Origin of the sequence: Actinoplanes sp. NPDC024001 (assembly GCF_040638955.1) — a bacterium.
Classification (GTDB): Bacteria; Actinomycetota; Actinomycetes; order Mycobacteriales; family Micromonosporaceae; genus Actinoplanes.
Genome location: NZ_JBEZZB010000079.1, coordinates 1 through 26,961 on the forward strand (window position 1 = coordinate 1; position 26,961 = coordinate 26,961).

Below are 26,961 nucleotides of genomic sequence, written 5' to 3' on the forward strand. Positions count from 1 at the left end.
GACGTCACGATGCTCACCGGGGTGCCCGCCGGCGGGTACGGCGAGACCGTCACGCCCCGGTTGTGGACGACGCCCCGGCTCACCGGCGCCCCCGTGCCGCCGGTGGTGCACGCCCGCCTGACCAAACCTTTCGCGGGCAGTGCTCACGAGCCGAGCCGTGAGTAGAGCAGGTACGGCCGCCGCTGACGCTCGAACGCGGCCAGCTCCGCGGCCCACGCCCCGGTCACCTCGTCGACGCTCGCGCCCGCGTCGATCATCGTGCGCAACCGCGTGGACCCGGTGAGCAGGTCGATCCAGTACCTCGTGCCACCGTCCACCCGCCACGCGAACGCCGGAACCTTCCGGGCCTCGACCAGCATGCCCACCGCCGTACGGATCGGGTCGAAGGCGGCCTGGTCGGTCACCTTCACCTCGATCCCGGCGCACAGCACCCCGGTGAACTTGTTGAACGTCGGCGTGAAGTACGCCTCCCGGAACTCCACGCCCGGCAGGTTCAGCGCGACCACCCGGTCACACCAGTGGTAGTCGAACCCCGGCCCGCCGATCAGCTCGAACGGCCGGGTGGTGCCGCGCCCCTCGGACAGCGACGACACCCCCTCGAACATGCCGGTGCCGGGATAGACGATCGCGGTGTCCTGGGTGGGCATGTTCGGGCTGGGCAGCACCCACGGCAGGTCGGTGTCGCCGGCGCGCAGCCGCCCGGTCCAGCCCGTGCAGGTGATCACCTCCAGGTTCACCGCACCGGACAGGAACTCCCCGTTGTAGAACCGGGCCAGCTCACCGACGGTCATCCCGTGCTGCTGCACGATCTTCAGCCGGCCCACCCCGGACGTGAAACCGTCGGTCATCATCGGCCCGTAGGCGCGCCCGCCGATCGGGTTGGGCCGGTCCAGCACCACATAGCGCAGACCCAGCCGGGCGGCGGCGGCCATCGAGTCGTACAGCGTGTAGATGTAGGTGTAGAACCGGGCGCCGACGTCCTGGATGTCGAAGACCACCGTGCGCACCCCGGCCGCGGTGAACATCGCGACCCACTTGTCCTGCGAGGCGAGGTAGGCGTCGTAGACGGTCAGCCCGGTGCGGGCGTCGGTGCCGGTGCCCTCGCTGCCGCCGGCCTGCGCCGAGCCGCGGAAACCGTGCTCGGGGCCGAAGACACCGCCGATGGTCACCCCGTCGGCGTGCATCCGGTCGACCAGGTGCCGGTACTCGCGGTCCACACCGGTCGGGTTGGAGACGATGCCGATCCGCTCGCCGCGCACCTTGTCCCAGCCGGACGCGGCCAGCCGGTCCATGCCGGTCCGCACCGGCAGGCGGGGGAGCAGGCCGGGCTTAGCGGCCGCCGGCGTGGCGGCAGTCAGACCGGCGGCTGCGCCGGCCAGGCCGGCGGTCAGCACGCCCCGGCGCTTCACCGCGCGCTCCAGGTCAGCCCATGACCGTACGGATAGAGCCCCGGGATCTCGACCGGCAGTCTCCCGCGCGGCGCCGTGGTGCCGAGCAGAACCTTCGCGAGCGACTCCATGGCGACTCCGGTGAAGCTGTAGGTGGTCAGATAGGTGGTCACCCCCGGCAGATGCGCGATGTCGTAGGGGTCGCGCACCGCCACCACCACGACCGGCTTACCAGTCGCCACCAGCGCTTTGACCAGCGCCTGCTGTCGTCCACCCGGATCAGCGACCGTGGTGTCCCACGCCCTGCTGGTGAGCACCACGGTCAGATCGTGCCCCTGGGCCGCGGCAACGGCCTCAGCGATCTTGGCGTCGTTCGGCAGGTTGGTGACCAGCGCGGTGGCGTCCAGCGCCCCCGCCAGCGCCGCCACGTTGTTGTAGGCACTGGAGTTCCACCCGGTGACCAGCACCGACTTCCCGTCCCGCGGGTACGGGAGCAGCCCCGCGTCGTTGCGCACCGCGGTCACGGTGCGGTCGGTGACGGCCTGCGCGACGCGCAGGTGGGCGGGCGCCCCGACCACCCGCTCAGCGGCCGCCGGGTCGACCGGTTTCCCGCTGAGCAGCCCGCGCTTCTGCTTGAGCGTCAGGATCCGCCGCACCGACTCGTCGATACGCGCCTCGGTCAGCTCGCCGGAGGCCACCGCACCGAGCACCGCGTCGAACGCGACCTGCATGTTCGGCGGCATCAGCAGCATGTCGACTCCGGCTTTGAGGGCCAGCACCGGCACCCGGTCGTCGCCGTACTTCTGCCGGACCGCCGCCATTTCCAGCGAGTCGGTGACGATCACCCCGCGGTAGCCGAGCTCGCCGCGTAGCAGCCCGGTGATGATCGGCCGCGACAGGGTGGCCGGGTCGCCGGACGGGTCGAGCGCCGGCACCACGATGTGCGCGCTCATGATGGTGTCCACGCCGGCCGCGATCGCCGCCCGGAACGGCGGCGCGTCGATGCGCTGCCACTGTTCGCGGGTGTGGTTGATGACCGGTAGCCCGGTGTGGCTGTCGGTCGCCGTGTCGCCGTGCCCGGGGAAGTGCTTGGCCGACGCCGCGGTGTTCGCCCCGGCCTGCAGGCCGAGGACCTGGGCGGCGGTCATCGTGGCCGCCAGGTGCGGGTCGCTGCTGAACGAGCGCACCCCGATCACCGGGTTGGCCGGGTTCACGTTGACGTCGGCGACCGGCGCCCAGGCCTGGTTGATGCCGACGGCTCGCAGCTCTCTGCCGGTGATCTGCCCGGTGCGGTAGGCGTCGACCGGGTTGCGGCCGGCCCCGAGCGCCATGCCGCCGGGGAATTGCGTGGCCGGCGCCGGGAGCCGGGTGACCACGCCGTGTTCCTGGTCGGTGGAGATGCTCAGCGGGACGCCGGTGGCGGCGGCCTGCAGGCCGTTGCTGAGCGTGGCGATCTGCCGCGGGTTCTGCAGGCTGTTCGTCCAGGCGAAGTAGATGACGCCGCCGAGGTGGTACTTCGCGACGACCTCGGCCGGGGTATCCACCCCGTAAAGACGGCGGTTCTCGGCCGACGGTGTGGTTGCGTCGTTCCCGTAGGCGTAGGTGGTGAACAACTGACCGACCTTCTGCGGCAGGGTCATCCGGGCCAGGATGGAATCGATGGGTGACGATGCGGAGGCCGGGGCGGCCGGAATCGTGGCGCCCAGGGCGGCGAGAGCGAGGAGAGCGACCGAACGCATTCGCATGGTCTCGGAAGGTAGCCTCGCCGGCCGGTCCTGGCAATAACCTTCGCCCCTCTTGCAACTCACGAAGGAAACATCCATCCTCTACGAATCGACGTATTGAGGGGCGTTGATGATCAAGCTATGGTCCGTACTTCCGCTCTGCGTGATCGCCTGTCTCGTCGTCGGCTCGCCGGTGGCCGCCGCGCCCGCTCCGACGCCGGCCGTCACCCCCGCTGACCTGCACTTCCGTCAGGACAAGCTGCACAGCCGTCACGACACGTTGCGCCACGGCACCGCACGGCAGGCCGGTCTGCTGCCGGATCGGGTCGCCGAGCTGCCCGGCATCGCCGCGTCCTATCTGCAACCCACACCGGACCATCCGGGCCGCCCGACGTACGCCGGCGCCACCGTGCTCGCCGCGCACCACGGCATCGTGGTGTCCCGCTTCGCGGTCGGTGACGCGGTCCGCTACGGCGCGGACGCCACCGGCATCGTCGAGCTGCCACCGGAGCAGCGCGTCCCGGCCCGCACCGGCACCCGCTGGGACCTCGCCTCGATCTCCAAACTGTTCACCACGATCGTGGTGCTCCAGCAGGTGGAGGCCGGCCGGGTCGCGCTCGACGCCCCGGTCGCCGGCTACGTGCCGGAGTTCGCCGCCGGTGGCAAGGAGACGGTGACCGTCCGGCACCTGCTCACCCATACCTCCGGGCTGCCGGCGTTCCGGGCGTTCTACTCGCTCTACCCCACCGCCGAGCAGCGTCTCGCCGCCGCCCTGACCACCCCGGTCACCGCCGGCACCACGCCCGGTGCGCAATACGTCTACTCCGACATCGGGCTGATCGCGCTCGGCGTGCTGATCGAGCGGGTCACCGGCAAGAACCTGGCCGACGCGGTCCGCGACGGCGTCACCGGGCCGCTGCGCATGCGCGACACCGGCTACAACCCGGCCCCGGAGCTGCGCGAGCAGACCGCCGCGACCGAATACCAGCCGTACGTCGGCCGCGGCGTCGTCTGGGGCCAGGTGCACGACGAGAACGCGTGGTCGCTCGGCGGCGTCGTCGGGCACGCCGGGATCTTCTCCACCGCCGACGACCTGGCGATCCTGTGCCAGACGCTGCTCAACGGCGGCAGTTACCGCGGCCGGCGGATCCTGTCCACCGCGATGGTCCGCCAGGCGCTGGTCAACTACAACGCCGACCTGCTCCCGCAATACCCGGAGAGCGCCCGCGGCCTCGGCTTCGAACTCGCCAAGCACTGGTACATGGACGGGATGACCTCGCCGGTCACTTTCGGGCACACCGGCTTCACCGGCACCTCGATCGTGATCGACCCGCTCGACCACTCGTTCCTGATCCTGCTCAGCAACCGGGTGCACCCGGACCGCGCGTGGGGCAGCAACAACGTCGCGCGGCGTGCTCTCGCCCGTACCTTTGCCGCTGCCCACCGCATCCACCTGCCGCCCGGCGCCGAACCCTGGCGGACCGAGCGGCGCGACAGCGCCGTGATGACCCTGACGGCGCCGCTGCGGCGCGCGGCAGGCGCGCAGGCGCGGGCTTCCTTCCTGATCTGGTACGACACCGAGCCCCGTCTCGACGTCGCCGCGGTCGAGTCGTCGCCGGACGGGGTGACCTGGGCGCCGCTGCCGTCCACGCTGCGCTCCGGCCGCTCGGTGGTGGCCGGCGACGGCACGTTCACCGGCTTCGGCGGCCGCCACTGGTGGGTGGCCACCGCCGGGGTGCCGGCCGGGACGACCCAGCTGCGGTTCACCTACCGCACCGACGCCGCCTCGCAGGGCCGCGGCGTCCTCATCGACCGCGTCCGGGTGATCGAGCCCGGAGCGATTCTCGTCGACGGCACGACTGCGCTCGCCGCCGACGGCTGGACCCCTTCACCGAAGTAGAGACGGGAGTCGGGACATGACATACAGAATCAGTCGGCGCGTGCTGCTGCAGGGTGCGGCCGGTGTCGCCGCGGCCGGCACGCTGGGCGGCTGCGCCATGGGCGGCGACGACTCCCCGGACGCCGCCAAGGGCGAGGCCAGCTCGGCCAACCCGCTCGGCGTCAAGGAGGACGCGCCGCTGGAGGTGGTCATCTTCAACGGCGGCTTCGGTGAGGAGTACGCCAAGGCCCACGAGGCCATGTACACCGAGCGTTACCCGAAGGCGCAGATCAAGCACTCGGCGACCCAGCAGATCGCCGAGACGCTGCAGCCCCGGTTCGTCGCCGGTGACCCGCCGGACGTGGTGAACAACTCCGGCGGCAGCCAGATCGACTTCAACGGCCTGGTCTCGCAGGGCGCGCTCGCCGACCTCGGTGAGCTGCTCGACGCCCCGAGCCTGGACGACCCGAACAAGAAGGTCCGCGACACGCTGTTGCCCGGCATCGTCGACGTCGGCTCCTACGACGGCAAGTTCCTCTCGCTCAACTACGCCTACTCTGCCTACGGCATCTGGTACTCGCAGAAGCTGTTCGAGGCCAAGGGCTGGGAGTACCCGAAGACCTGGGACGAGATGATCGCCCTCTGCAAGACGATCAAGGCGGCCGGCATCGCGCCGTGGACCTACCCGGGCAAGCACTCCCGTTACATGAGCTGGCCGATCCTCGCCGCCGCCGGCAAGATGGGCGGCCTCGACGTGCTCAAGGCGATCGACAACCTGGAGCCGAACGCCTGGAGGCACGAGGCGGTCAAGGCCGCCGCGGAGGCGTACTACCAGCTCGCCGTCGACGGATACCTGCAGCCCGGCGCGGCGGGCATGGACCACATCCAGTCGCAGACCGAGTGGTGCCGGGGCAAGGCCGCGTTCCTGTCCTGCGGATCCTGGCTGGAGAACGAGCAGAAAGCGGTCACCCCGCCGGACTTCCGGATGGCCGTCGCGCCCACGCCCAGCCTCACCACCAGCGACAAGATGCCGTACGAGGCGTTCCGCGGCACCGGCAGCGAGCCGTTCATCGTCCCGGCCAAGGGCAAGAACGTCCGTGGCGGCCTGGAATACCTGCGGGTGATGCTCTCGCAGAAGGGCGCCTCCGACTTCACCCGCAAGGTCAGCAGCCTCACCGCGGTGCAGGGCTCCAGCGCCGGCATCGAACTCGGCCCCGGCCTCACCTCGGTGACCAGGCTGATCGAGGCCTCCCACGGGACCGCGTTCACCTGGCTGTACAACTCGTACTACCGCAAGCTGGAGCGCGAGCGGGTGGATGCGGCGTGCGCCGAGCTGTTCGCCAAGCGGATCACCGCCGCGCAGTGGTGCGACAAGGTGCAGCAGTCCGCCGACGAGTTCGCCAAGGACCCCGCGATCAAGAAGTACAAGCGGGCCTGACGTGGGAGGCAAGCGGCTGTTCATCGCCGTCTTCCTGATCCCGCCGCTGCTGCTCTACGGCATCTTCGTCGTCTCGCCGTACGCGCAGGCGTTCCAGATCTCCGGCACCGACTGGAGTGGGCTGTCGCCGACGTACGAGTTCATCGGCCTGGACAACTTCCGGCGCCTGTTCGACGACGGCTATTTCTGGAACGCGCTGCGCCACAACGGCCTGCTGCTCCTGCTGCTGCCGGTGGTGACGATCCTGCTCGGGCTCTTCTTCGCCTCGATGATCAGCGTGGGTGGCCGGGCCGACCGGGTCGGCGTGCACGGCGTGCGCGGCGCCGGCTTCTACCGGGTCGTCTACTTCTTCCCGCAGGTGCTGTCGGTCGCCATCATCGGCGTGCTCTGGAAGGAGATGTACGCCCCGCACACCGGCATGATCAACGGCGCGCTGCGGGCGGTCGGCCTGGACGGGCTGGCGATGGCCTGGCTGGGCGACCCCCGGTTCTCCTTCTGGTGCGTCATGGTCGTGCTGATCTGGATGAACGTCGGCTTCTACGTGGTCCTGTTCAGCGCGGCCATGCAGTCCATTCCCCGCGACCTCTACGAGGCGGCGCTGCTCGACGGCGCCAGCCGGATCACCACGCTGGTCCGGATCACCGTGCCGCTGGTCTGGGACACCATCCAGGTGGCCTGGGTGTACCTGGCGATCATCGCGATCGACGGGTTCGCCGTCGTGCAGATCATCACCGACGGCGGGCCCAGCTCGTCGTCGGACGTGGTCGGCCTGCGCCTCTACAAGACCGCGTTCGGCGACGGGCAGTTCGGCTACGCCTCCGCGATCGGGGTGGCGATGTTCTTCCTGACGCTCACCGTGGCCACCATGTTCCTGCAGGTCACCAGGCGTGAGCGGGTGGAGCTCTGATGGCCCTTCTCTTGGAGACTCGCCGTGAGTCGCCGCCGGTCGCCGCGCCGCCCGCCCGCACCCGGCCGCCGGTCCTCTCGCACCTGTTCCTGACCGTCTGGGCGCTGGTCACCACCCTGCCGCTGGTGTGGGCGGTGCTCAGCTCGTTCAAGAGCGACACCGAGATCCTCACCGACCCGTGGAGCCTGCCGTCCGAGCTGCGCTGGGAGAACTGGGGCCGCGCCTGGAACGAGGCGCACATCGGCCGTTACTTCCTGAACAGCGCCATCGTGGTGACCGGGGCGCTGATCCTCACCATGCTGTTCGGCGCGATGGCCGCGTACGTCCTGGCCCGCTACCGGTTCCGCGGCAACCGGGTCGTCTACTACGCGTTCGTCGGCGGCATGATGTTCCCGGTCTTCCTGGCTCTCGTGCCGCTCTTCTTCGTGGTGCGCAACCTCGGCCTGCTCGGCACCCTGCCCGGCCTCACCCTGGTCTACGCCGCCTATTCGCTGCCGTTCACGGTGTTCTTCCTGACCGCGTTCTTCCGGACCCTGCCCACCTCGGTCGCCGAGGCCGCGATGGTCGACGGCTGCGGCCACTTCGGGTTGTTCTTCCGGGTGATGCTGCCGATGGCCCGCCCCGGGCTGGTCAGCGTCGGCATCTTCAACTTCCTGTTCCAGTGGAACCAGTACGTCCTGCCCATCGTGCTGATGCAGGGCGAGGGCGCCGAGAAGAAGTGGGTGCTGGCGCAGGGCCTGACCGCCCTCGCCGTGAACGAGGGATACCGCGGCGACTTCAGCGGCCTGTTCGCCGGGATGACCATCGCGATGCTGCCCGTCATCGCCGGCTACCTGCTGTTCCACCGGCAGGTGCAGAGCGGTCTGGCGGCCGGCCAGCTCCGGTGACCGATCGGTGACCTCACCCAGCCGAAAGGGGGCATTACACCGCCTGCAACGCGGTCGTCACGGGTTGGCGCATCTCCATACAGTCACGGCGTGCGGATCGTGGCGATGGTGGCGGCTCTGTTGCTGCTGGTGGCGGGGTGCGGCACCGGACCGCGGGCGCAGGCCGCCGCGGCACCGGCGGTGGTCACGCGTGTCATCCACCTCGCGCGCGGCACGGACCGGCCGTTGCCCACCACGATCTGGTACGAAGGTGAGCTCGCCGGGCGACACCCGATCGTGTTGTTCAGCCACGGGCTCGGTGGACTGCCCGAACAGTTCGCTCCGCTCGCCGAGACGTGGGCGAAGGCGGGTTACGTGGTCGCCGCGCCGACCTATCCGCGGACCAACGGCCGGGTCAAGGTCGACGCGAGCGACATCCGGCGCCAGCCCGCCGACGCGGCGTACGTGCTGAAGCAGCTGGCTGCCGGTGACCTCGCCGCCCACCTGGACCTGGACCGGGTCGCGGCGGTCGGCTTCTCGGCCGGCGGCACCACCACCCTCGGCCTGTTCCGGGACGGTCACTCACCGGCGCTTCGCGCTGCCGTGTCGGTCTCCGGGCGCCGGCCGCCGACCGCGTTCGCCGGGCCCGGCGCCCCGATGCTGTTCCTGCACGGCGACGAGGACCCGGTGGTGCCGATCAGCGCCGGGCGGGCGGCGTACCGGGCGGCGCCCTGGCAGAAGGAGTTCGTCGTGGTCCGCGGGGCCGGGCACGGCCAGTTCCTCAACCCCGGCCACCCCGACTACCCGTCGGTCTCCACCCGCATCCTGCGCTTCCTCGAGCAGCACGTGCCGGTCACGGAGAGTCGCGCAGCAGCTGGTCGATGAGGCGGGTGCGGTCGGTCCCCGAGTTCAGCAGGGCCCGGCGCTGGCGCAGCAGGGTCCGGGCCGTGTCGTCCAGCGCCCCGGGGTGACCCTCCAGCACCTTGCTCAGCGCCCGCAGCGCCCAGTACTCGTTGAACGGCTTGTCCTCGGCGACGGCCGCCTGCGCCAGCCGGCCGGCCCACGCCGGATCCGGGTTCGCGTAAAGACAGGCGGCGGCCGCCAGGCGCATGCCCCGGTCGGGACAGCGCAGGTGGGCGCCGACATCGAAGTCCGGCCGGCGGCGCAGCACGGCGATCATCTCGTACGCCAGCGCGGTCATCTTCTCGGTCCGGGCCGGTCCACCGGGCAACGTCCAGCGGCACTCGTTGTAGCGGGCGGCCAGCTGCCGGATCGGATCCGCGTCCGTCCCGGCCGGCGTCTGACGCAGCGCTTGGCGCACACCCTCGCCGAGGTCCGCAGCGGTCTCCCGGACCCGCTCATGGGTCTGCCGCACCTCGCGGGCGGCCTCCTCCGCGGTCCGTTTGGCGTCCTCGACGGCGCGTTCCAGGGCGATGCCGTAGGCGGAAGCCTTGGAGAAGTAGGCCCCGAGGCAAGCCAGGATCATCACGCCGAGAGCCAGCACGGGCGGATCGGTGACCCGCGGGTGCCGGCAGACGTCGACCACCGCGCCGGTGGAGCTCAGCTGCTGGTCACAGATCTCCACGGTGACGTAGACGACGATGATCGCCGCGACGGCGAGCACCAGTGCCGCGCCGGCGGCCCACCGCAGCCGCCTGAGACGCCGCTCGCCCTGAGAAGCCATCGTGACCAAGCTGCCACTCCCGACGGCCCCGCGGAACCGATCCGGCGGAGATCTGTCAGTGCGGGATGTCGTACCCCCGTGGTGCTGGACATCGACGTCGGCCTCCGCATGGTCAACCTCGCGATGCGCACCCCGCCTTACCACCGGTGACTGGACCGTCGATCAGGACGAGGCGCTCAGCTCCGACTGCGGCCGACCCGGCTCCTCCACGAGCGCGCCCTCATCCGCCTGACCCGACCCCCACTCCGTCACCCTGCTGCCGCCCCGGCTCGGCGAGCGGCATCTCCACCCAGACCACCTGGCCGGCGCCGGCGGGATGCGCGCCCCAGCCGCAGGCGTGCGCCGGCACCACCGGCGGCCGGCCGTCGCCGGCGCTGAAGCGGTCGAGAACCTCCACGAGCACCGTGCTGTCCCGGCGGCTCAGCACCAGCTCCCCGCTGCCCGCATGCCGAAGCACATCGGTGACGAGCTCACCGATCACCGTCAGTGTCTCCTCGACGAGCCCCGGCGTGAGCCAGCCGTCGAGGAACCGGCGAGCCGACTCCCGGACAACCGCCCGATCGGAGTCACCGGCGAACGACACCCATAGCGAACTCAAGTGCCTCAACCTCCTTGAACGCCCCACCCACCGATCGGCCCGCAAGGCGACACCGGCTGGGTTTGCCTCCGGCGGGTGCGCGTGGGTCGTGAACGCACGCCGATCTTGGTCAGCTGGCTCTCAGTGCTGTCCCGAGCGCGCCCACACAGCCCTGGCGACCAGCCGGTTCTTCCGGCTGCCCCGAGAGCAGCTTCGACCGGCCTGAGCCGACACTGACGGTCAGCCAAGCGGGCGGCATCGGCTTGACCCTGTCCTGGATGCTGCCGGTGGGCCGCCCAGCCGCATCGATGCGGCTTGCCTCGGCGTGCCGCCGGGTGGGCGGTCGGTCGAAGCGGCTCGGCGTGCGGCCTGATGCGGGTCAGGCTAGGGCGGGGTGGCGCAGGGCCGATGTGGCGGCGATGCCGGCGCCGTCGAGGGCTGCGGTGCGGGGCGCTGCGGCTCGGTGCACGCGCAGCTTCAGCGTGCCGGCCAGGGCTGACGACAGGTCGGGATGGGTGGCGCCGTCGCCGACCAGGAGAAGCCCGCGGGCGGTGGCCTGCTGCATGTCGGAGGCGGGGCAGGCGGCCCGCAGGTCGTCGAGGTGCTGGGCGACGACGTCGGTGATCAGATCGATGGTGGCGCCCGAGCCGAGATCGCGGGTGCCGATGTCGCGGCGGCGGGCCTCGGTGACGCGGCCGCGCTTCAGCAGCGCGACCTCGGTGAGCTGCGCGCCCACGTCGGCGACCAGCAGCGAGCCGGTGGCGGCCCCGGAACCGATCGCGGCGGCACGCACGGTGTCGATGAACAGGGTCCGGCGAGGCGCGAAGGCGGCGTCCACGACGCGGCGCATGTCGGCCTGTTCGGAGTCGGTGGCCAGCACCGGCCGGCAGATGACGGCGACCGCGGCGGCGGGCACCGGCTGCGGGTAGCGCTGCGCCAACTGGGTCAACAGCTCGACACACCCGTCGAAGTCGACGACCCGTCCGCGCCTGACCAGCGCGCCGCCGTCACCGCTCGGCCCACTGACCGCTCCCTGGTGCGTAGCCCAGACACCAGCGGTGCAACTGCCGAGGTCAACGGCGAGAGCGGCGGCCGAACGGGCGGGAACGGTCGAAACGAAAGGAGCGGTCACAGTGATCCTCTTTCCTGCGGTGCCGGATAAGAAAAAAGGGCCGAAGCTCATCAGCTTCGCCCTGGCGGTCAGTCGGGAGTAGGTGCGTCCGCCGGCGGGCCACGGTCGGCCGGCTTGAGATCCGGCTGAGCCGGTGCGGACGTCGTGCAGGCAGCACGAACAGCCGCCACCACGGTGACGGCGAGCGAGCGCGACCTCACCACCGGCATTCGTCAACCATAGGTTGATCAACAAGAACAGGCCACTGAGTTCCGCCGACCAGGCATGCCACGGCGCGATCGGCGGCGGCCGGCGAGCGGGTCGCCGGCCGCCGGCGGGTCACATGTTCTTGGCGGCCGCGCGGATCGCCGCGCGGATACGGGGATAGGTGCCGCAGCGGCACACGTTGCGCAGGCTGTCCAGGTCGGCGTCGGTGATCTCCCGGCCCTCGGCCGCGACCCGCCGGACCAGCGCCACCGCCGCCATGATCTGCCCCGGCTGGCAGTATCCGCACTGGACCACATCGTGATCGAGCCAGGCCTGCTGCATCGGGTGCAGTGCGGCGCCGGCCGTCGCCGGCAGCCCTTCGATGGTCACCACCTCGTCGTCCGGCCGCAGGTCCTTCACCGGGATCGCGCACGGCGTCACCGCCCGCCCGTTCAGGTGGCTGGTGCACGCCCGGCACACAGCGATGCCGCACCCGTACTTGGGACCGGTCACCCCGAGGATGTCGCGCAACACCCACAGCAGGCGAACATCGTCGGCGACGTCCACGGTCACCTGCTCACCGTTGACCCGGAAGGTGTGTTCAGGCACCGGCAACTCCGTCCATCGGCGAGGCGGGGATCGGCGGCACGGTCGGTTTCGGCGTGAACGACAACGTCCCGTGGTTGATCGGAAAGCTGGTCGGCATGGTCCCGGTGGCCCGCCCGTAGGCGCACGCCACCGCCGCCATCGCCGCCGCCACGCCGAGTTCGCCGGCGCCACCCGGCTGGTCGGAGCTGCTCGGCATGACGATGATCTCCAGTTCCGGTGGCGTGTTCCACTGCCGCGTGTAGAAGTAGTTGTCCCAGCTGGCCTCCAGGAAGTACCCGTCCCGCAGGTGCAGGCTGGAGGTCAGCGCCAGCGCGATGCCGTCCATGACGCAGCCCATCATCTGCGCCTGCAGCCCGCGCGGGTTGACCGCCAGCCCCACGTCCACCGCGAAGACCACCCGCGTGACGCGCGGCCCGCCCACCCCGTCGCGGATCTGCCGCCCCACCGTCTCCGGCCGGCAGTCGATCTCCACCAGGGCGGCGCTGGCCGCCTTGTACTCGGAGTGGAACGCGATCCCCTGCGCGGTGCCGGCCGGCATCGCGCGGCCCCAGCCGCCCACGTCACCGACCTTTTTCAGTACGGCACGCGCCCGCGAGTCACGCAGGAGATCGAGCCGCATCCGGTACGGATCCCGGCCCGTCCGCGCCGCCAGCCGGTCCACCATCAGTTCCCGGGCGCACGTGGTGTCGGGGGAGTAGACGTTGCGCATGCTGCCGGTGTTGAACCCTTTGCCGGTCTCGTTGAGCAGCCGGCTGTGCACCCCGAACCGGTACGGCGACGTGTGACTGAACTGGAAGAACGTCTGCGCGAACGCCGCGTCCCCGATCGGCAGTTTCGCCGCCATGGCCGTGAACAGCTCGCCCAGCCCGTGCCCGAGGTCGGTGGTGACGCTGGTATGCCGCTGCTCATAGCCGAGCACGACGTCTCCCGCGTACGCGATGCGCACCCGCGACGTCGCCATCGGGTGGGTGCGCCCTTGCCGCGAGTCGTCCGCGCGGTGCCACATCAGCTTCACCGGCTTGCCGATCTTCTGCGACACCTCGGCGGCTTCCAGCGCGGCGTCGAAGAACAGCTTGCGCCCGAACGACCCGCCTCCTTCGGTCACGTGCACGGTGACTTTGCCGGGTGGCAGCCCGAGCCGTGCCGCGATGGTCTGCTTGGCGACGATCGGTGATTTCAGCGCCGACCAGATCTCCGCCCGGTCGGCGCGGACGTCCGCGATCGCGCAATTCGTCTCCAGCGCGCTGTTGCTGCGGAAGTAGAACGTGAACCGTCCTTCCACGACCGGGGTGAGCGGACGCGGCCCGAGCGGCAGTTCCGCGGCGGCCAGCTCCCGCAGCACGCTCTCGTCGGATTTGCCCTCGACGGTGCCGGCCCGCCAGTTCACCCGCAGCGCGCGCACCGCATCGATGCACTGGCCGAACGTCTCGGCCCGCACTGCCACGCCGGCCGAGACCGGCACCACGTCGGTGACGCCCGGCATGGCCCGTACGTCGGCGAGGTTGTCGACCGTGCCGACCTTGCCGTTGATGGTCGGCGGCCGGCACAGCATGGTCGGTTTCGCCCCGGCGACGTCGAGGTCCATCGCGAACTTCTTGCGCCCGGTCACCGCGTCGAGCGCGTCGATGCGGTTGTGCGGTTTGCCGATGACGGTGAAGCTCTCCCTCGGGGCGAGCTCCACCGGCATGGACAGGGTTTTCGGGCTGGCCGCTTTCGCCGCGAGCTCGCCGATGCCGAGGCGCCGCCCGTCCGGGCCGGTGACCGCCCCGTCGTCGAGCCGCAGCGCGCCGACCGCCGTGCCGAGTTCGGCTGCCGCGGCCTGGAGCAGCCGCTGCCGGGCCACCGCCGCCGCGACCCGGATCGGCGTGTACGTCGAAATCGTGGTGTTCGACGCGCCGGTGAGCTGGTTGAACAGCAGTTCCGGCCGCGCGTCGGCGAGCGTGACCCGGACCCGGTGCAGCGGCACGGCCAGTTCCTCGGCGATCAGCATGGCGGTCGACGTGGTGATGCCCTGCCCCACCTCGGCCCGGGGCAGGGCGAACGACACCGTGCCGTCCGGGTTGACCTCCACCGAGATCAGCCCGGACGTCGGCAGCGCGGCCGCGGTCATGATGTCGTTCAGGTCGAGCAGTTCGGTCAGCTCGGCGGCGGCCGGGCCGGGGTTGAGCAGGTCGGCGGCGGTCACCAGGATCGGGGCGGCCAGGACGTACCCGAGGAAGCGGCGTCGTGCGACGGGTGCGGCCATCGCTCACTCGGGCCGGTTGATGGTCGGGATCTCGATCTTGGTCTCTTTCCCCTTGGTCAGGTAGAAGAGGATGTACTGCCGGGCCGCCTCGTCGATGACCCAGGCGACCTCGGGCACCAGCGGCAGCGGGATCAGGCCCTCGCGGAACCGCACCAGGGCCGACCAGGCGGTGGCGATCAGCGGCCCCCACACCGGTTCGCGCTTGATGCCGTCCCAGTCCGCGACCTGATCGCCGACCAGGTAGCGGGCGAGCGCGTTGACCAGGGGCCGGCTGATGCTGCCCGGGCTGGTCTGCTCGGCGAGCTGGCCGAGCAGGATGTCGGTGAGTTCGACGCCCTCGCGGGTCGGTCCCATGTTCGGTGGCAGCACCTGGTCGGACTGGGCGTTGGCGGCGGCCCAGGTGGCCGGGATGTATTCGTCGCGGATCCCGAGCAGGTGCGCGGTGACCTGCCAGACGTGCAGGTAGGCCTGCGAGTCCGCGGCGCTGATCGGCACCTTCCACTCGCGCATCCTGCGCATCGCGTAGGTCGGCAGGGTGTGCCAGGTGACCAGCATGTCCTCCTGGCTGATCGGCGGGCCCCACTTCCAGTGCGGCGACTGCGGCAGCAGGTGGCGCACCGCGGCGTGCACCAGCCGGGTCTTGACCGCGTTGACGATGCAGTCGCCGTCCGGCCGGTACGCGTTGAGCGCCCCGACGGCGAACCCGAGCAGGCTCGTCTTGGCGACCCGGTCCTCCATGTCGGCGCCGCCCTTGGAGTAGTAGACCGCCCACGCCTCCTTGGGGATGGCCGTGCTCAGCATGCCGCCGCCGACCCCGTTGAGCAGGTTGAGGTAGAGCCCGCGCGACTTGTTGAACTCGGCGGCCCGTTCGAGTTTGGTGCGGTCCGCCCACGCCGGCAGCACCCGGGCCTGCTCGATGAAGTCGACCAGATAACCGGGCAACCCGGCGGGGAGCGGCTGGTCGTTGCGGGTCCAGTCCCACAGCAGCCGGTTCACCTCGGGCACGGCGCCGGTGTCGAGCAGCCGGGCCGAGACCGGGTCGGCCAGGGTGTCGAACACCTGCCGGGGATCGGCGCCGGTGCCGCTGCCGGCGATCGATCCGGTCGGCGACCAGGTCCACGGGGACACCTCCCGCGACCAGGCCGGGTTGGCGATCCCGAGGCTGCCGAAGGCGCCGAGCGCCCCGCCGGAGAGCAGCAGCGCACGCCGGCTGAGCTCAGCCATGGGTGGTTCCCTTCGAGTAGTCGGGGCGGTTGGTCACCGGGATCTCGATGCTGATCGGCCGGGCCTCGGACAGGAACAGCAGCGCCGCCTTGCGCAGGAACTCGTCGAAGAGCCAGTAGGCCTTCGGCGCGAGCGGGAACGGCAGCAGCCCTTCGCGTACGGCGACGAACGGCCCCCAGGCCGTGCGCAACAGCGGGTCCCAGACCGGCTCGCGGGGAATCTTGAGCCAGCCGGCGATCTCGTCACCGAGCATGAAGCGGGTGAACGCGCCGAGGATCGGTTTGCTGAGCAGCCCGGCGTCGATCGGGGTGCCGAGCTTGAGCAGGATGTCGGCGAGTTTGATGCCTTCCGGGGTGGGCGCCAGGATCGGCGTCAGCACCTGCTCGGCCTGCGCGTTGGCCTCGCTCCACGACGCCGGGATGTATTCGTCCTTGACGCCGAGCATGTGGGCGCCGACCTGCCAGGAGTGCAGGAACGCGGTGGACTCGGCGGCCGGGATCGGCACCTTCCACGCGGTCAGCTTCTGCATGACCGTGGTCGGCAGGCTGTGCCAGGTGACCATGATGTCGGCCTGGCTGATCGGGATGTCCTCGTCGGCGACCTGCGTCCAGTGCGGTGACTGGGGGAGCAGGTAGCGCACCGCGGCGTGCACGAGACGGGTCTTGACGGCCGTCACGATCATTTCGCCGTTGGGCTTGTAGGCGTTGGCGGCGCCGATGTCGTACCCGAGTTTGGCGGTCTTGGAGATGCGGTCCTTCATGTCCGCGCCGCCCTGCGAGTAGTAGACGGCGAGGGCCTCTTTCGGGATGACCGTGCTCATCATGCCGCTCGCGAGTCCGTAGAGGACGCCGAGGTAGAGGCCGCGTTTCTCGTTGAAGTCGAAGGCGAGGTCGAGTTTGGCCGGGTCGGCCCACGACGGCAGCTGCCGGGCGTGCTCCATGAAGTCGCGCAGGTCGGCCGGCAGCCCGGCGGGCAGCGCCTGACCGTTCTTGGTCCAGGTGCGCAGGAGCTGGTTGACCATGGGGACGTCGCCGCGGTCGATGAGCGAGGCGACCAGCGGGTCGGCCTCCTCGTCCCACACCCACCGTGGGTCGATGCCCGCCCCCGTGCCGGCCACCGAACCCTTGGCCGACCAGGTCCACGCCTTCGCCGGTGCGGCCACGCTCAGCGCACCGAGCGCTCCCAGCGCGCCGCCTGTCTTCAACATGTTTCGCCTGGTGAGAGGTTCCATGCTTCGTTCCTCCTCCGTCGAGGCCGAAAGCTGGCTGATACGGTGAAACACATCGAGGCCTGATGTATCAGCCATGACAGCACGCAGTGGCGGAGTTCACAAGAGTTACGGTGATGATTGTCGATGGGCATTCGCTTGCGGCGGTCGGTAAGGTGATACAAAGTTCCGTCCATGTATCTCGCGGGGAGGACGACCATGACCTGGACCGTTCCCGCGGCACCCTGGGCGGACCCGGGCGCCGGCTCGCTGCTGGGCCGGGCGCTCGCCGGCGCGCTCGAACGCGCTGACCGCGACGATGAGATCACCGACGACGACGAGGTCACCGCGCGCATCCTCGACGCGGCGCACGACCAGTTCTGCCGCATCGGCATCCGGCGCTCCACCATGGCCGACGTCGCCCGCCGGGCCGGCATCTCGCGGATCACCGCCTACCGCCGCTTCCCGACCAAGAACGCGCTGGTCGAGCACGTGGTCCGGCGCGAGTTCCGGCGCTACTTCGACCAGTTCCAGGTGGAGATCCAGCAGGCGCGGACCGCCGCCGACCGGGTGGTGCTGGGCTTCGTCAGCTCACTGCAGGCGATCCGGCGCAACCCGCTGATCGGCGGTCTGATGAGCGTCGAGCCCGACGTGCTGATCCCGTCGATGATCGGCGACGGCGGCGTCACCCTCGCCACCGTGCAGCGGTTCGTCGCCGGTCAGCTGCGCCAGGAGCAGCAGGCCGGCACGATCTCCGCCGGCGTGGACGTGGAGCTGGTGGCCGAGCTGATGACCCGGCTCTGCTGCTCGTTCCTGGTCACGCCCAGTCAGGTCGTCGACCTCGACGACACCGAGCAGCTGCGCGAGGTCGCCCGCAGGTTCCTGGCGCCGATGCTCGAGACCCAGTGACGGCCGGAACCGATCAGGTCCAGGGCAGCTCGGAGCGGGTCCGCCAGTAACGGTCGCTCGGCTCGGCCAGCCCGGCCAGCCGGTCCAGCTCGGCGGCCGTCAGCGTGAGCGTCGCGGCGCGCAGGTTCGACGCGAGCTGAGCGCCGGTGGCCGCGCCGGACAGCACGATGGTCGCCCACGGCTGGTGCAGCGCGGCGGCGAGCGCCACGCCGTCCGGCTCCGGCCCCAGCTCGGCACGGCCGGCCAGCCGGCCGTTGGCCATGGCTTCCTTGACGATCACCGTACGGCCGCGAGCGTGCGCGTCGGCGAGGGCGGCTCCGGCGCCGGGTTCGAGCAGGTTCCAGGTGGCCTGGACGCTGCGGAACAGCGGCACCCCGTCCACCTCGATGTCGAGGGCGGCCCGGATCGCTTCGGCCTGCCGTGGCCCGCTGGTCGAGAGGCCGACCACGGCGCCCTGCGCGGCCAGCCGGCGATGCAAAGTCTTGTCGGTGAGCGCGGGGCTGTCCGGGGTGACCGAGTGGATCTGGTAGAGCCCGAGGCGACCACCCAGCAGCGCCCGGGACTCGCCGAGCTGCCGCTCGAAGGTGGCCGCGCTGTGGTCCTTCACCTCGTGCACGTCGGCCGTGACCTGCCAGTCCGCGGTGTAGGTGTAACCCCACTTGCTGCCGGCCAGCGCGTCGTCGTGGCCCGGCAGCCACCCGGCGAGGAACTCCTCGGCCCGGCCGTAGGAACGGGCCACGTCGAAATAGCGGACGCCGGCCGCGTACGCCTGGTCGAGCAGCGCGTGGGCGCGTTCGCGCATCGCGTCGACGGTGCGCTCGGGCGGCAGATCGCGGCTGCGCCCCAGGTTGATGTATCCGGGGCGGCCGACGGCGGCCAGACCCAGCCCGATGCGCGCGACCCCGCTGAACCCGTCGAACAAACCCACAACCGCCATCTAACCAGGGTGGCCACAGTGATCGATGATGGACGGATGATCCTGCGGCGGCCGTACGCTGATCGTTTGATCCTGGGGGTTCTCGGTGTCCTGCCGGCCGCCGGCGCGGTGCGGATGGTCACCCTGCCCGGCGGGCCGGGCGACCGGTGGATCGGCGCCGTCGTCGCCCTGCTGCTGGCCGCGTTGAGCGTCGCGTTCCTGCGGTACGCGCTGCTGCCGTTCCGGATCACCGTCGACCGTCTCGGGTGGGACGTCCGGACCCCCGACCTGCGCCGCCACCTGCGCTGGGAGGAGATCGCCGCGCTGGTGATCACCAAGGAGTCGGAGCGGGCCGGGCGGCGCGAGACGAGTCCCCGCGTGCTCGTGGTGCCGGTGCCCGGGGTCGAGCTGAAGACGCCGACGTCCGTGGACGGGCGCCCCGCCGTGGAGTTGTTCCAGCTCAGCGAGGTGGACTACGACGAGACCCGGCTCGTCCGTGAGCTGGCCGTCCTGGCCGGCGACCGGCTGGACAACCGGTGTGCCGTCCTGAACCGGCCGGCCGGCGAGATCGTGCTGGACCCGCTCTCCAGCGCGGCGGACCACATCCGGCTGCGGCGCTGGCTGAACCGGCGCAACGCGCTGCTGCTCGCCGGGTGGTACCTGCTCGTGCTGCTGCCCGCGCTGGCCCTGGTGATCCTCGCCGCGCGGGTGCACGAGGTGCTCGGCGCGGTCGTGCTGATCGCCGGACTGATCGCGGTCGCCGCGGCCGGACTGAACCTGGGCGGGATCTTCAGCGGCTGCCGGAGCCTGGCCGATCGCACCGCCACCCTGGACGGCGCCGACCTGGTCACCTGGCACGGCAGCGTGAGCCGGCGAACCAGCCTGCATTCCGGCACGGTCGCCCTGCTGCCGCCCCGATCGAAACGCGGGTACGGCAAGGCGTGGCTGCTCGCAGACCCTGAGCCGTGGCTGCTGCTCGGCGATCCCCGCACCGGCCGGCTGCGCAACGCCGGCGGTCTGCGGACCCTGGCCGCGGTGCTGCGCGAGTCGCCCGCCGAGTCCGACCGGGCCGTCGGCCGGCAACTCGACGAGTTGTCGGTGCAGGCGCCGCTCGCCGCCCCGGAGATCGGTGACGCATCGGCGGGCGACCTGTGGCTGGCACTGACCGCGGCCGGCCGTGTCGTCGCCTGGCTCGTCGTCGTGGCCACCGTCGCCCTCGCCGGCGGCGCGATCGTGGAGACCACGTCGTTCGTCGGACCCGTACTGATCTTCGGCGCGGCCGGGCTGTTCGGGGTGTGGGTGTGTTACGCGCTCTATCGCATCCTGGGGTTGCTGGTGGCCGCGGTCCGTGCGGTGCGCTGAGGCTCGGACGGTCTGCTACGCGCCCTATCGCGTCGTGGGGCTGCTGTCCGCGCCGCGCGCTGAGGCTCAGGCGGTCTGCTGGACCCAGCTCGGGCGACGGGCCGCGGCGACCCGGCTCTCCCGGCCCGGCGCGTGCCGGTGCAGCGCGGCGGCCCGCTCGGCGGCGGCCCACGCCTCCCGGCGCAGGCTGTCGCGGGCCGTGGCGGCGAGCTGAGCGTCGTGCCAGGCGGCCTGCTCGGCGGCGACGGCCTGCTGGAACCAGTGGTGGCGGACCGCGGCGACGGCCCGGTGCACCACCAGCTCCTGCTCCACCGGGTGCAGCCGCGGATTCCAGCCGCCGGCGCCGGCGGCCAGGTCGCCCAGCACGGTGGCCGGCAGATCCCCGCGGGCGACGGCGGCCGCGAGCGCGCGGGGCAGGAAGCGCTCGCGGTCCGCAAACTCCGCCGGGGTGCGGAAACTGTGCGCCGGCCGGAACGCCGCGGCGGCGCGGGTGCGGGCCAGCCGCTGCTCGGCGTCCTGCCAGGCCTGCCAGGCCTCGGCGGCGTGCTGGTCGGCCTGCTGCCAGTGCGCCCGCCAGCGCTCGGCGGCCTCACCGGCCCGGACGGCGGCCACGGAGAGCTCGTCGGCATAACGTTTCGCCTCGACGGCTTCGGCATGCGGCTGCGCGCGCTCCGGCCGGCGCTCGCCGACGATCGCCCACACCCACCGTGGCAGGGCACGCGACAAGTCGAAGGGCATGCGTTCGACCGTACCGGCCATGGGCGGCTCCCTCACCGTGCGGCGAGGGTGACGTGCGGCATGTTCGGGTCGCTACTCCGCGTACTCGGCCCGGGGGATGCCCAGCAGAGCCGGAAGGTCGCGCATGTCCCGGAAGACCACGGTCCCCGGTCCGTCGAGCCGCTCGGCAGGGGTGAGCCCACCCGCGTAACCCAGGCACCGCATTCCGGCGGCGCGGGCGGCCTGCGCGCCGTACTGGCTGTCCTCGACCACGACGCAGGCCTCCGGTGGCACGCCCATCCTGGCCGCGGCGTGCAGGAAGAGGTCGGGTGCGGGTTTACCCCGCGCCACCTCGGTGGCGCTGAAGATCCGCCCAGCGAACCGCTCGTAGAGGTCGGTGCGGCCCAGGGTGTGGCGCATCTTCTCGTGGCTCCCGCTGGACGCGACGCAGGTCGGCGTGGTGATCCGGTCCAGCGCCTCGATGATGCCGTCCACCGCGGCCAGCTCGGTGTCGACGGCCCTGCGGTGCTCGATCTCGAATTGTTCGGTGTGGAGAGCCGGTCAGCGACCGGCCCTTGTGGTCACCGCCTTCTCCCAGATCAGCCGGACGGCGGGCAGCACCTCGGAGACCGCCGGGATGCCCGGGCCCGGCTCGCGCTCGCCGACGGCCAGCGCCGGCGCGGAGCGCTCCAGGGTGCCGGCCATCCGGTCGATGTCGGTGATGATCGACCCGGTCAGCACCAGGACGCCGGTGTCGTCGATCTCGGTGCGGACCTTCCGCAGCGTCCGCTGCCGCGCCTCGCGCAGGCCGTCGAGCAACTCGTGCAGGTGCCCGGCGTCGTTCGTGGCGTCCGCGTGCGGGTCCGCCACCAGCGAGGCGTGCACGACGAAGGCCTGCGAGGCGGCCGACAGCACCGGGCCGATCTGCTGCGGTACGGCGGGGGAGTGCGGCGTCGTCGCGTCGAACATCGACCGGGCCACCGAGTTGACCTGGTGCACCCCGTGTTCGAGGGCCCGCAGCGTCTGGCCCAGCGGGGTCACCTGCCGGACCGGTGTGGTCAGCGACCAGCGGGCCTGCCGGGCCGCCTCGTCGACCGCCTCGGCGGCCTCGTCGATGTCCTGGCTGAGTTCGCGTGAGCGGGCCAGCCACTGCGCGGCCCGCTCCCGGTCGTAGCCGCTGTTCACGCCGGCGCCGAGGTCGCCGAGCAGCCGGGCGATCTCGATCGACAGCTGGGCGAGCCGGTGCCGGGCCCGTTCGATCGGGGTCATGCCGCCGACCAGCGGGGACAGGATCACACCGACGACGATGCCGAGGCCGGTCGCCACCACGCGCTGCCAGACGAAGGCCTCGGTGACCGCGCTGCCGGCGACCAGGATGCCGAGCGAGGTGGCCGGCACGGTGACCGAGCTGTCGCCGAGGCGCAGCATCCGGCCGGCGGCGAGGCCGAACCCGGCGATCACCGCGATCGTCCAGGGGGTGATGCCGAACGCCCGCCACACGACGACCGCGACGGCGATCCCGGCGAGGGTGCCGACCAGCCGCTGGGTGCCTTCCCGTACCGAGGCGTGCGAGCTGAGCTGCACCGACAGCGTCGCGGAGATGGCCGCGATGACCGAGCCTGCCAGGTTCAGCGTCTCGGCCGCGGACCAGGCGATCGCGGCGGCGACCCCGGTCACCAGCGCCGAGCGGGCGGCGGTCGGGTCGATCCGGTCGCGGCACCGGCGGGCCAGGTTGCGCAGCCGGGCCGGCAGGTACGGCCGCAGCCGGGTCAGCGCGGCCCGGCCGGCTGCCTCGACCACGGGCCGGACCTTGCGGCGGAGCAGCGCGGCGGTCACCGCGCAGAGCACGAGGCCGACGGCGACGACGGTGATCGGGTTGGCGGGGGCAGCGAACAGCAGGTGCAACGGAGCGACTTTCTCTGGGTGAGCGGTCGGGGTGCGGATGCAAAAGCTATCGCCGGTTACATCGGCATATAGGTTAAATCGGATAATTGTGACGGCCGTCGCTGTCACGATTCGGACCGCGTGCTCGTCCTTGACGTATGACACCGACATCCACCGACGCCGCCGTGCTCGGGCTCCGCAAGCAGGCGCGGGCCGGCCTGTTCGTCCTGGCCACGTTGCAGGCGTTCGTCTCCGCCTGGCAGTACCTCTTCCCGCGCTCGTTCTACGACGACTTCCCGACGGTGCGGCTGGACCCGCCGTACAACGAGCATCTGGTGACGGACGTCGGCGGCCTCGGGCTGGCGCTGACCGCGGTGCTGGTGATGGCCGCCGTGCGGTTCGACGAGAAGGTCGCCCGGGCGGCGCTCACCGGATATCTGATCTACGCCGGCACACACTTCGTCTTTCACGTCACACACTTCGACAACTTCTCGCTCACGCAGGCGCTGGCGGTCGGCACCGGCCTCGGCATCGAGGTGGTGCTGGCGCTCCTGCTGCTCTACGTGCTGCGGCTGCTGGCACGGGCGCGGGGCGCCACCGGCTGAACCGGTGCCCGGTCCGGCCGCAGAACCGTCCGCTGCAGCGCGGCGACGGCCTCGCGGCCGGCCCGGTTGGCGCCGACCGTGGACTGCGACGGGCCGTAACCGATCAGGTGGATCCGGGGTTCCGCGGCGACCTGGGTGCCCCGCATCGGGATGCCGCCCAGTGGGCCGCGCAACCCCAGCGGCTCCAGGTGGGCCAGGGCGGCCTTGAACCCGGTGGCCCACAGGATGACGTCCACCTCGGTGCGGGTGCCGTCCGCCTCCCGTACGCCGAAGGGCTCGATCGCGGTGAACATCGGTCGCCGCCGCAGCGCGCCGCGCTGCTGCGCGGCGCGCGCGTAACCGGTCCAGCCCAGGCCGGTGTAGGAGACCACGCTGCCGGTGGGCCGCCCGGCCTCGACGTCGGCGATCACCTTCGCGATGGTGGCGCGGCCCTCGTGCTCGGGGCGGAACTCGTCGATGAACACCGGTTCCCGGCGGGTGTACCAGAACGTGGTGGCGACCCGGGAGATCTCCTCCAGCTGCTGCACCGCGGAGATCCCGCCGCCGACGACAGCGACCCGCTGCCCGGCGAACTCGGCGGCGTCGACGTAGTCCCGGGTGTGCAGCTGGCGGCCCCGGAAGCTCGCCGCGCCCGGATACCGCGGCAGCACCGGGTTGGTCCAGGTGCCGGTCGCGTTGATCACCGCCCGGGTCAGCCAGTCACCCCGGTCGGTCTCCACCAGCAGATCCTCACCGGCGCGCCGCACGGCGCGCACGCGCACCGGCCGCAGCACCGGCAGCGCGAGGGCGCGCTCATAGGCGGCGAAATACCGGGGTACGGCGGAACTGCTCGATTCCCGCGGGTCGACGGCCGGCTGTGGCATGCCGGGCAGGTCGAAGATGCCGTTGACGGTCTCCATCCGCAGGGCCGCCCAGCGGTGCTGCCACGCGCCGCCGGGCCGGGCGTCCGCGTCGAGCACCACGAACGAGTCCCCGAGGCCGCGGCGCTGCAGGTGGTAGGCGGCGGAGAGCCCGGCCTGGCCCGCGCCGATCACCGTCACCGTCGTCCGCTGCGCCATGACCGCCTCCATAAACTTGCCACGTCAAACAAATATAACTCGTCCACTCGACTCGATCGATGCGTTGACAGTCACGTCGGCGTCGGCCAGCATGTGAGCGATAACACTGCTTCTTCCGATCTCCACGCCCGTCGTCCCCCGGGCGTGATCCCCGTCCTGTGATCGATAACAAGAAGAGGTTCGGCATGTCCCCGCTTCCCGTCACCCGCCGCAGCATCCTCGGCGCCGCCCTCGCCTCCGCTGCCGGTTCCACCCTCCTGCGCGCCGCCCCCGCCGCCGCCGCGGTCCTCCCGCCCGTCCGTCCCGACCTGGGCGTCGCCGCCTACGCCTTCGACCTCGGCCAGGTCCGCCTGACCGCCGGCCGTCTCCTGGACAACCAGAACCGCACCCTCAACTACCTGCGCTTCGTCGACGTGAACCGGCTGCTCTACGTCTTCCGGGCCAACCACGGCCAGTCCACCGGCGGCGCCGCGGCCAACGGTGGCTGGGACGCGCCGACCTTCCCGTTCCGCTCCCACGTGCAGGGGCACTTCCTCACCGCGTGGGCGCAGGCGTGGGCGGTGCTGGGCGACACCGTCTGCCGGGACAAGGCCAACCACATGGTCGCGGAACTGGCGAAATGCCAGGCGTCGAACGGTTACCTCTCCGGCTTCCCGGAGTCGGACATCACCGCGGTGGAGAACCGCACGCTCAGCAACGGCAACGTGCCCTACTACTGCATCCACAAGACGCTCGCCGGACTGCTCGACGTGTGGCGCTACATCGGCACCACCCAGGCCCGCGACGTGCTGCTCCGGCTGGCCGGGTGGGTGGACACCCGGACCTCCCGGCTCAGCACGGCGCAGATGCAGGCCATGCTCGGCACCGAGTTCGGCGGCATGAACGCCGTGCTCGCCGACATCTACCAGCAGACCGGCGACGCGCGCTGGCTGACCGTCGCCCAGCGCTTCGACCACGCCACCGTCTTCGACCCGCTCGCCGCCAACCAGGACCGGCTCAACGGGCTGCACGCCAACACGCAGGTGCCCAAGTGGATCGGCGCGGCCCGGGAGTACAAGGCGACCGGCACCACCCGCTACCGCGACATCGCCGCCAACGCCTGGAACATCACCGTGGGCGCGCACACCTACGCGATCGGCGGCAACAGCCAGGCCGAGCACTTCCGGCCGCCGAACGCGATCGCCGCCTACCTGACCAACGACACCTGCGAGCACTGCAACACGGTCAACATGCTGCGGCTCACCCAGGAGCTGTGGCTGATCGACCCGAACCGGGCCGCCTACTTCGACTTCTACGAGCAGGCGCTGCTCAACCACGTGATCGGCGCGCAGAACCCGGCCGACAGCCACGGCCACGTCACCTACTTCACCCCGCTGCGCCCCGGCGGCCGCCGCGGCGTCGGCCCGGCCTGGGGCGGCGGCACCTGGAGCACCGACTACACCACCTTCTGGTGCTGTCAGGGCACCGGCGTGGAGGTCAACACCCGGCTGATGGAGGCGATCTACTTCCGCAACGGCACCACGCTGACGGTGAACCTGTTCGTCCCGTCGACGCTCAACTGGACCCAGCGCGGCATCACGGTCACCCAGGCCACCACGTTCCCGGCGGGCGACACCAGCACGCTGACCCTGTCCGGGACGATGAGCGGGTCGTGGAGCATCCGGGTGCGCATCCCGTCCTGGACCTCCGGGGCCACGATCAGCGTCAACGGGTCGGTCGTCTCGTCGCCGGCGGCGGGCGGCTACGCCACGGTCACCCGCACCTGGGCGGCGGGGGACACCATCACCGTGCGCCTGCCGATGCGCGTGGTCCTGCGGCCCACGCCGGACAACCCGGGCGTGCAGGCGATCACCTACGGTCCGATGGTGCTGGCCGGCAACTACGGCAACACCGCGCTGAGCGCGCTGCCCGCGCTCAACGTCGCGTCGGTCACCCGGACCAGCGCCACAGCCAACGGCGCCACCGTCAACCTGGTGCCGTTCCATGACGCGCACGGCATGAACTACACCGTCTACTGGGCCACCTCCCAGACGTACAAGCTGGTCAACGCCGCCTCCGGACTGGTCCTCGGCATCCAGGACATGTCGACGGCCAACGGTGGCCTCGCGCTGATCTGGGGCGACACCGGCACCGCCGACCACCGCTGGATCCGGATCGCCGACGGCAACGCCGTCCGCTTCCGCAACCTCAACAGCGGCAAGGTCCTCGGCGTGGACGGCATGTCGACCGCCGACAACGCCCGCGTGCTGCAGTGGGACGACAACGGCACCGCGGACCACCGCTGGCAGCTGCTCGACCAGGGCAACGGCACGTACAAGATCCGCAACGTCAACAGCGGCAAGCTTCTCGCTGTCGCCGGCAACGCCACCACCCAGGGCGCCTTCGCCGTCCAGGAGTCCGACAACGGCACGGCCGACAACCTCTGGCGCCTCACGCCGGCCTGA

22 protein-coding genes and 1 pseudogene are annotated in these 26,961 nt (G+C 71.4%); 9 read left to right on the plus strand and 14 right to left on the minus strand.

The features are described 5' to 3' along the window. Positions 1-143: 143 nt before the first annotated feature. Both AB0F81_RS28015 and AB0F81_RS28020 read right to left on the minus strand, forming a co-directional pair. Positions 144-1,409 carry a DUF1343 domain-containing protein gene (locus AB0F81_RS28015; protein ID WP_360201925.1) on the minus strand — a complete coding sequence of 422 codons (1,266 nt, stop codon included), beginning with the start codon at positions 1,407-1,409 and terminating at the stop codon, positions 144-146. Continuing rightward, the gene (locus AB0F81_RS28020; RefSeq protein ID WP_360201927.1) at positions 1,406-3,133 is read right to left on the minus strand and encodes a glycoside hydrolase family 3 N-terminal domain-containing protein; all 1,728 of its coding nucleotides are present in this window, start codon (positions 3,131-3,133) and stop codon (positions 1,406-1,408) included. The genes AB0F81_RS28015 and AB0F81_RS28020 overlap by 4 nt, the downstream gene beginning before the upstream one ends. A 109-nt stretch (positions 3,134-3,242) precedes the next feature. Between AB0F81_RS28020 and AB0F81_RS28025 the strand changes: the two genes are divergently transcribed. The 5 genes from AB0F81_RS28025 to AB0F81_RS28045 all read left to right on the plus strand — a co-directional run bounded on the left by AB0F81_RS28025 (position 3,243) and on the right by AB0F81_RS28045 (position 9,087). After that, positions 3,243-5,012, plus strand: coding sequence for a serine hydrolase domain-containing protein (locus tag AB0F81_RS28025; RefSeq protein WP_360201929.1), 1,770 nt, complete (start codon positions 3,243-3,245; stop codon positions 5,010-5,012). Between the two features lie 16 nt (positions 5,013-5,028). Continuing rightward, positions 5,029-6,429 (plus strand): N-acetylglucosamine/diacetylchitobiose ABC transporter substrate-binding protein, encoded by a 1,401-nt coding sequence (gene ngcE / locus AB0F81_RS28030; protein ID WP_360201931.1) that lies wholly within the window; start codon positions 5,029-5,031, stop codon positions 6,427-6,429. A gap of 1 nt (position 6,430) precedes the next feature. Continuing rightward, positions 6,431-7,336 carry a sugar ABC transporter permease gene (locus AB0F81_RS28035; RefSeq protein ID WP_360201933.1) on the plus strand — a complete coding sequence of 302 codons (906 nt, stop codon included), beginning with the start codon at positions 6,431-6,433 and terminating at the stop codon, positions 7,334-7,336. After that, a complete protein-coding gene (locus AB0F81_RS28040) occupies positions 7,336-8,223 on the plus strand; it encodes a carbohydrate ABC transporter permease (RefSeq protein ID WP_360201935.1) in 888 nt (295 codons plus the stop codon). Before AB0F81_RS28035 ends, AB0F81_RS28040 begins: the two co-directional genes overlap by 1 nt. A 90-nt stretch (positions 8,224-8,313) precedes the next feature. Then, a complete protein-coding gene (locus AB0F81_RS28045; protein ID WP_360201936.1) occupies positions 8,314-9,087 on the plus strand; it encodes a dienelactone hydrolase family protein in 774 nt (257 codons plus the stop codon). Here AB0F81_RS28045 and AB0F81_RS28050 read toward each other — a convergent pair. The 7 genes from AB0F81_RS28050 to AB0F81_RS28080 form a co-directional block, all read right to left on the minus strand. Continuing rightward, complete coding sequence (locus AB0F81_RS28050; protein ID WP_360201938.1) at positions 9,056-9,886, minus strand: hypothetical protein; 831 nt, start codon at positions 9,884-9,886, stop codon at positions 9,056-9,058. The two genes, AB0F81_RS28045 and AB0F81_RS28050, sit on opposite strands and share 32 nt — an antisense overlap. 220 nt (positions 9,887-10,106) lie before the next feature. Next, positions 10,107-10,484 (minus strand): hypothetical protein, encoded by a 378-nt coding sequence (locus AB0F81_RS28055; RefSeq protein ID WP_360201940.1) that lies wholly within the window; start codon positions 10,482-10,484, stop codon positions 10,107-10,109. A 358-nt stretch (positions 10,485-10,842) separates the two neighbouring features. Next, positions 10,843-11,595 carry a rod shape-determining protein gene (locus AB0F81_RS28060; RefSeq protein ID WP_360201942.1) on the minus strand — a complete coding sequence of 251 codons (753 nt, stop codon included), beginning with the start codon at positions 11,593-11,595 and terminating at the stop codon, positions 10,843-10,845. A gap of 318 nt (positions 11,596-11,913) precedes the next feature. Next, entirely contained in the window at positions 11,914-12,390 is a 477-nt protein-coding gene (locus AB0F81_RS28065; RefSeq protein WP_360201944.1) for a (2Fe-2S)-binding protein, read from the minus strand. Beyond that, a complete protein-coding gene (locus tag AB0F81_RS28070; RefSeq protein WP_360201946.1) occupies positions 12,383-14,635 on the minus strand; it encodes a molybdopterin cofactor-binding domain-containing protein in 2,253 nt (750 codons plus the stop codon). Before AB0F81_RS28070 ends, AB0F81_RS28065 begins: the two co-directional genes overlap by 8 nt. A gap of 3 nt (positions 14,636-14,638) precedes the next feature. Beyond that, complete coding sequence (locus AB0F81_RS28075) at positions 14,639-15,859, minus strand: oxygenase MpaB family protein (RefSeq protein WP_360201948.1); 1,221 nt, start codon at positions 15,857-15,859, stop codon at positions 14,639-14,641. Continuing rightward, complete coding sequence (locus tag AB0F81_RS28080; RefSeq protein WP_360201950.1) at positions 15,852-17,066, minus strand: oxygenase MpaB family protein; 1,215 nt, start codon at positions 17,064-17,066, stop codon at positions 15,852-15,854. Before AB0F81_RS28080 ends, AB0F81_RS28075 begins: the two co-directional genes overlap by 8 nt. 219 nt (positions 17,067-17,285) lie before the next feature. Here AB0F81_RS28080 and AB0F81_RS28085 point away from each other — a divergent pair, with 219 nt between their 5' ends. Beyond that, complete coding sequence (locus AB0F81_RS28085) at positions 17,286-17,975, plus strand: helix-turn-helix domain-containing protein (RefSeq protein ID WP_360201952.1); 690 nt, start codon at positions 17,286-17,288, stop codon at positions 17,973-17,975. 13 nt (positions 17,976-17,988) lie between these two features. Here the strand turns inward: AB0F81_RS28085 and AB0F81_RS28090 are convergent, their stop codons facing one another. Beyond that, a complete protein-coding gene (locus tag AB0F81_RS28090; RefSeq protein WP_360201954.1) occupies positions 17,989-18,912 on the minus strand; it encodes an aldo/keto reductase in 924 nt (307 codons plus the stop codon). Positions 18,913-18,948: 36 nt separating this feature from the next. Between AB0F81_RS28090 and AB0F81_RS28095 the strand changes: the two genes are divergently transcribed. Next, positions 18,949-20,253 carry a hypothetical protein gene (locus AB0F81_RS28095; protein ID WP_360201956.1) on the plus strand — a complete coding sequence of 435 codons (1,305 nt, stop codon included), beginning with the start codon at positions 18,949-18,951 and terminating at the stop codon, positions 20,251-20,253. Between the two features lie 66 nt (positions 20,254-20,319). Here AB0F81_RS28095 and AB0F81_RS28100 read toward each other — a convergent pair whose 3' ends face one another. The 3 genes and pseudogenes from AB0F81_RS28100 to AB0F81_RS28110 form a co-directional block, all read right to left on the minus strand. Continuing rightward, positions 20,320-20,991 (minus strand): hypothetical protein, encoded by a 672-nt coding sequence (locus AB0F81_RS28100; protein ID WP_360201958.1) that lies wholly within the window; start codon positions 20,989-20,991, stop codon positions 20,320-20,322. 72 nt (positions 20,992-21,063) lie between these two features. Further along, a pseudogene (locus AB0F81_RS28105) lies at positions 21,064-21,516 on the minus strand (HAD-IA family hydrolase); the annotation flags it as partial. A gap of 15 nt (positions 21,517-21,531) precedes the next feature. Then, positions 21,532-22,875, minus strand: coding sequence for an aromatic acid exporter family protein (locus tag AB0F81_RS28110; RefSeq protein WP_360201959.1), 1,344 nt, complete (start codon positions 22,873-22,875; stop codon positions 21,532-21,534). Between the two features lie 137 nt (positions 22,876-23,012). On the opposite strand from AB0F81_RS28110, the gene AB0F81_RS28115 reads away from it, so the two are divergent. After that, positions 23,013-23,459: a hypothetical protein gene (locus AB0F81_RS28115; RefSeq protein WP_360201961.1), complete on the plus strand. Its 447-nt coding sequence runs from the start codon at positions 23,013-23,015 to the stop codon at positions 23,457-23,459. On the opposite strand, the gene AB0F81_RS28120 is transcribed toward AB0F81_RS28115, so the two are convergent. Next, positions 23,414-24,517: an FAD-dependent oxidoreductase gene (locus AB0F81_RS28120; protein WP_360201963.1), complete on the minus strand. Its 1,104-nt coding sequence runs from the start codon at positions 24,515-24,517 to the stop codon at positions 23,414-23,416. The genes AB0F81_RS28115 and AB0F81_RS28120 overlap by 46 nt on opposite strands. Positions 24,518-24,702: 185 nt before the next feature. Between AB0F81_RS28120 and AB0F81_RS28125 the strand changes: the two genes are divergently transcribed. Then, on the plus strand, positions 24,703-26,961 hold the full coding sequence (locus AB0F81_RS28125) for a beta-L-arabinofuranosidase domain-containing protein (RefSeq protein ID WP_360201965.1): 2,259 nt from the start codon (positions 24,703-24,705) through the stop codon (positions 26,959-26,961).

What these genes read in the sequence shown, in the direction of transcription:
- AB0F81_RS28020 (WP_360201927.1), bottom strand. Translation starts at nt 3,133, where the DNA reads ATGCGAATGCGTTCGGTCGCTCTCCTCGCTCTCGCCGCCCTGGGCGCC.
- AB0F81_RS28025 (WP_360201929.1), top strand. Translation starts at nt 3,243, where the DNA reads ATGATCAAGCTATGGTCCGTACTTCCGCTCTGCGTGATCGCCTGTCTC.
- ngcE (WP_360201931.1), top strand. Translation starts at nt 5,029, where the DNA reads ATGACATACAGAATCAGTCGGCGCGTGCTGCTGCAGGGTGCGGCCGGT.
- AB0F81_RS28040 (WP_360201935.1), top strand. Translation starts at nt 7,336, where the DNA reads ATGGCCCTTCTCTTGGAGACTCGCCGTGAGTCGCCGCCGGTCGCCGCG.
- AB0F81_RS28050 (WP_360201938.1), bottom strand. Translation starts at nt 9,886, where the DNA reads ATGGCTTCTCAGGGCGAGCGGCGTCTCAGGCGGCTGCGGTGGGCCGCC.
- AB0F81_RS28070 (WP_360201946.1), bottom strand. Translation starts at nt 14,635, where the DNA reads ATGGCCGCACCCGTCGCACGACGCCGCTTCCTCGGGTACGTCCTGGCC.
- AB0F81_RS28075 (WP_360201948.1), bottom strand. Translation starts at nt 15,859, where the DNA reads ATGGCTGAGCTCAGCCGGCGTGCGCTGCTGCTCTCCGGCGGGGCGCTC.
- AB0F81_RS28080 (WP_360201950.1), bottom strand. Translation starts at nt 17,066, where the DNA reads ATGTTGAAGACAGGCGGCGCGCTGGGAGCGCTCGGTGCGCTGAGCGTG.
- AB0F81_RS28085 (WP_360201952.1), top strand. Translation starts at nt 17,286, where the DNA reads ATGACCTGGACCGTTCCCGCGGCACCCTGGGCGGACCCGGGCGCCGGC.
- AB0F81_RS28090 (WP_360201954.1), bottom strand. Translation starts at nt 18,912, where the DNA reads ATGGCGGTTGTGGGTTTGTTCGACGGGTTCAGCGGGGTCGCGCGCATC.
- AB0F81_RS28095 (WP_360201956.1), top strand. Translation starts at nt 18,949, where the DNA reads ATGATCCTGCGGCGGCCGTACGCTGATCGTTTGATCCTGGGGGTTCTC.
- AB0F81_RS28100 (WP_360201958.1), bottom strand. Translation starts at nt 20,991, where the DNA reads ATGCCCTTCGACTTGTCGCGTGCCCTGCCACGGTGGGTGTGGGCGATC.
- AB0F81_RS28115 (WP_360201961.1), top strand. Translation starts at nt 23,013, where the DNA reads ATGACACCGACATCCACCGACGCCGCCGTGCTCGGGCTCCGCAAGCAG.
- AB0F81_RS28120 (WP_360201963.1), bottom strand. Translation starts at nt 24,517, where the DNA reads ATGGCGCAGCGGACGACGGTGACGGTGATCGGCGCGGGCCAGGCCGGG.
- AB0F81_RS28125 (WP_360201965.1), top strand. Translation starts at nt 24,703, where the DNA reads ATGTCCCCGCTTCCCGTCACCCGCCGCAGCATCCTCGGCGCCGCCCTC.